Source organism: Microcoleus sp. B7-D4, from assembly GCF_036705125.1.
In the GTDB taxonomy this organism is placed as follows: Bacteria; Cyanobacteriota; Cyanobacteriia; order Cyanobacteriales; family Microcoleaceae; genus Microcoleus.
This window is the reverse complement of record NZ_JAUBTT010000077.1, coordinates 1-3,298: the sequence shown is the minus strand read 5'-3', so window position 1 is coordinate 3,298 and position 3,298 is coordinate 1. Positions and strand designations below refer to the sequence as shown.

The window sequence follows — 3,298 nt, the reverse complement described above, 5'->3', positions numbered from 1 at the left end:
CCGAGCGAGCGATTAAAGGGGCGGGTTTTTGAGATTGTTAATTATTGGCAGATATTGTTGGTGAACCCGCCCCTACCGTATTAAATGATATCATGTCCGAGCGAGCGATTAAAGGGGCGGGTTTTTGAGATTGTTAATTATTGGCAGATATTGTTGGTGAACCCGCCCCTACCGTATTAGGGGTAATCGACCGGACATAATATGACTAATGACTGATGACTAATAACTAATGACTAATGACTAATGACTAATGACTAATGACTAATGACTAATGACTTAGTATCTGGTATGCACCGGCCAACGGCGGCGGCTACAGGCCACAAACTCGCAACTAAATCTACCATATCTGCTAAAGAAAGAGCTTGCCGCGCATCAGAAACCGATTTTTCTGGTTGCGGGTGACACTCAATAATTAATCCGTCTGCACCGCAAGCAACCGCTGCTTTGGCTAGGGGTGCGACTAATTCTCGCTTGCCTACTGCGTGAGAAGGGTCTACTATTACTGGCAAATGAGTTAACTGTTTCAGTGCTACGACGGCACCTAAATCTAATACATTCCGGGTGTAATTGTCGAAGCTGCGGATGCCTCTTTCGCAGAGAACTACATGAGGATTTCCGTGACTGAGAATGTATTCGGCGGCCATCACAAATTCTTCGATTGTGGCTGATAAGCCGCGTTTTAGCAGGACTGGTTTTCCGGCTTGACCGATCGCCTTTAGTAACTCGAAGTTTTGCATATTCCGACTGCCTACTTGCAGCATATCAGCATAGGTGACTACTGGCTCGATTTGGGCGATCGACATTACCTCTGTCACTACGGGCAAACCGTAACGCCGGCTGACATCGGCTAAAATTTCGAGTCCCTCAATTCCCATGCCTTGGAAAGCATAGGGAGATGTGCGGGGTTTGTAGACTCCGCCTCGCAAAGCTTGTACGGAGGCGGCGGATAGTTGGCGGGCGACGGTTTCCATTTGTGCAGAACTTTCGACGGTACAGGGGCCGCCGATGATTAATAATTCTTGGCCGCCGACTGATACTGTTTCTGAGAGTTTGACAATTGTTTGGTGTTCGGGATGAGATTTGGTTACGAGTTTGGCTTCTAACATGAGGGAATTTTCCTGGGAAATTAAGTGGGTGGTTGACAACAAAAAACCCGGAACTTTTAGGAGTTCCGGGTTGGTGCGAAAAGACAGCGCGACAATTTACCCAGAACTTTTGTTGGGCCAAAAATAAAAGCTGTTGTACCAGTTAATGAATAATGTCATTGCTGTTTTCGCTTGTACTCGATTGGTTGTTGGGAAAAGAAGTAGAAAAAACAAAACCGCAGGTGTTAGTCTGCGGTTCGCCCGGATGTTCACAGTGAATTGTAAATTCACTCCGGGCGAACTTGGCTGTACCAAAAATAAAAATAGCTGTTGGCTGTGAACTTGGCTGTGAACATAGCTGAAGTGCTGCGATTTGTGGATTAAACACAATACTATTCGATAAGCTATCACAGACTGGTAGGAATGTCAAGCATTTTTTTGCAAAATGTATGGAAACGGCAATGGCGTTTAAGTCGGCGCGGTTGTCGTTTTTTGGCTATGTCTGTTATTATATCGACATAGGGACAAAACGACAAGTCCTTATATCGACAAACGACCCTATCCGATCGCGCGGCTGTGTGTCAGGCTAGACAGATAGACAAATCGATATAGCGATATGGAAACTTTGAGTACAAGTAAAACTGTGTCCGTAAAAATCTATCTACCTGAAGAGACAAGAGCCAAGTTCAAAGCATCTTGCGCCATGCGTAGCCTCAGCATGAATGAGGTTCTGTTGGAGTACATCGAAACTTGGCTACAGGAAAACGAACCCGTTTTAGAGCCAAAGCCCCAGCGCGTCAAGACGATCGCCAAAACAGAGGAAACAGACTGATGACCAAGAATTTCAAAGGTGGTAGCCGCCACGTGATTTATCCGTGGAATCAATCCAAAATCTCAAATCTCAAATCCTCAAGCCCCCGAATTTATCTCGCGCAAGTCAATCCAAAATCCAAAATCTAAAATCTAAAATCGAATGACCGATCGACTATATCGAATAAACGGCATCCTCGAACAAACCGCGAGGGACAAATGCTGAGAGATTCAGACAACCCAGAGAAATCTTGGGAGGATTTAGAAGCCGAACTGCTTCCTCACCGTCCTTTTTATGCCCCTGGCGAGACTGAAATTGAAAAAGACCTTTATGCTAAGCGACGATGTGCTCAGCATAAAATGAAGGCTGAAAAACGCCCCGATATTGCAGGCCGTTCTTATTACTACTGCACGGAGACAAATAATGATGACTAACTCGAATTACCGACTGCTACCTGCCAGAGATGAGTATGTCCAAGTGTCTATCTATCTCAATCGGGTACATTTGGACGGATATACGCCCGATCGCGCGATCGCACAATTGATCGAAATGGGTTATGCTCCTACTTTGCAATATCAGTGGAATCCAAAACGAAATGAGTTTGATTTATTTGCTCTGATTCACGATCGCCCGATCGCCGATTCACTGATGGATAAACAGGCTTGTGATGCTCTCTGGGCTGCTTTTAACCAATCTTCGCTTTACGTGATTGGTTGCGAGGCGGCGCAAAATTCTAACTGGCTAGCGGCACGCAGCTTTAATGATCCGCGCCGTCACGCTACGCCGGAGGAAATCGAGCCTCTGGAAGCAAATGCTACGGCCGCTGCTTAATATTTTAGTCCTGAGCGCAACTGGCACAAAAAAGGCACGTAGTTGCGCTTAAGCGCTCTTACTTAATATCTATGAAAGAGCGGTCTCTTGGCAACTATGTGCCTCAAAAATCTTTAACTATTGCACACTACGGATATTCGATCGCGCGATGGGGTTGGAGGACACGGTGCCGTGTCCAAACAATCTTCTTAAGGGGGATGCGAGGGGGATATGGTCTTGGCTATAAACCAATAGGGTTCAGTTAAGGAAAATTGTAGCGAAAATGTTGGGTTTCTATTTTGAGAAAAAGATTTGTAGGGGCGGGTTCACCAACAATCATCGTCAATAATCCACAATATCGTAAACCCGCCCCCACCCAACGGTAAATCGATCTATACGTTTGGAGGATGGGATGAAATCAAGGTTCATGTAGGTTATTGGTGGGGTGGGGCGGGTTTATTTAGATTGTTTGTATTTGTTAGATATTGTTGGTAACAACCGCCCCGACTATTTTTAGAAAAAGATTTGTAGGGGCGGGTTCACCAACAATCATCGTCAATAATCCACAATCTCGTAAACCCGCCCCCACCCA

At 45.6% G+C, this 3,298-nt stretch carries 4 protein-coding genes; 3 read left to right on the top strand and 1 reads right to left on the bottom strand.

Translation table 11 applies throughout. From position 1 onward, the window contains the following. Positions 1-254: 254 nt before the first annotated feature. Complete coding sequence (gene aroF, locus QUB12_RS26465; protein WP_333309176.1) at positions 255-1,127, bottom strand: 3-deoxy-7-phosphoheptulonate synthase; 873 nt, start codon at positions 1,125-1,127, stop codon at positions 255-257. A gap of 574 nt (positions 1,128-1,701) precedes the next feature. Here aroF and QUB12_RS26460 point away from each other — a divergent pair. From QUB12_RS26460 to QUB12_RS26450, 3 genes are all read left to right on the top strand, one after another. Then, on the top strand, positions 1,702-1,917 hold the full coding sequence (locus QUB12_RS26460) for a plasmid partition protein ParG (RefSeq protein ID WP_333143500.1): 216 nt from the start codon (positions 1,702-1,704) through the stop codon (positions 1,915-1,917). Between the two features lie 197 nt (positions 1,918-2,114). Next, positions 2,115-2,330 carry a hypothetical protein gene (locus QUB12_RS26455; protein ID WP_190739384.1) on the top strand — a complete coding sequence of 72 codons (216 nt, stop codon included), beginning with the start codon at positions 2,115-2,117 and terminating at the stop codon, positions 2,328-2,330. Then, positions 2,320-2,727, top strand: a complete 408-nt coding sequence (locus QUB12_RS26450) for a hypothetical protein (RefSeq protein WP_190739383.1) — start codon at positions 2,320-2,322, stop codon at positions 2,725-2,727. Before QUB12_RS26455 ends, QUB12_RS26450 begins: the two co-directional genes overlap by 11 nt. Positions 2,728-3,298 lie beyond the last annotated feature (571 nt).

Excerpts from the sequence above, each read along its gene's own strand:
- QUB12_RS26455 (WP_190739384.1), top strand. The coding sequence starts at position 2,115 with ATGCTGAGAGATTCAGACAACCCAGAGAAATCTTGGGAGGATTTAGAA.
- QUB12_RS26450 (WP_190739383.1), top strand. The coding sequence starts at position 2,320 with ATGATGACTAACTCGAATTACCGACTGCTACCTGCCAGAGATGAGTAT.
- QUB12_RS26460 (WP_333143500.1), top strand. The coding sequence starts at position 1,702 with ATGGAAACTTTGAGTACAAGTAAAACTGTGTCCGTAAAAATCTATCTA.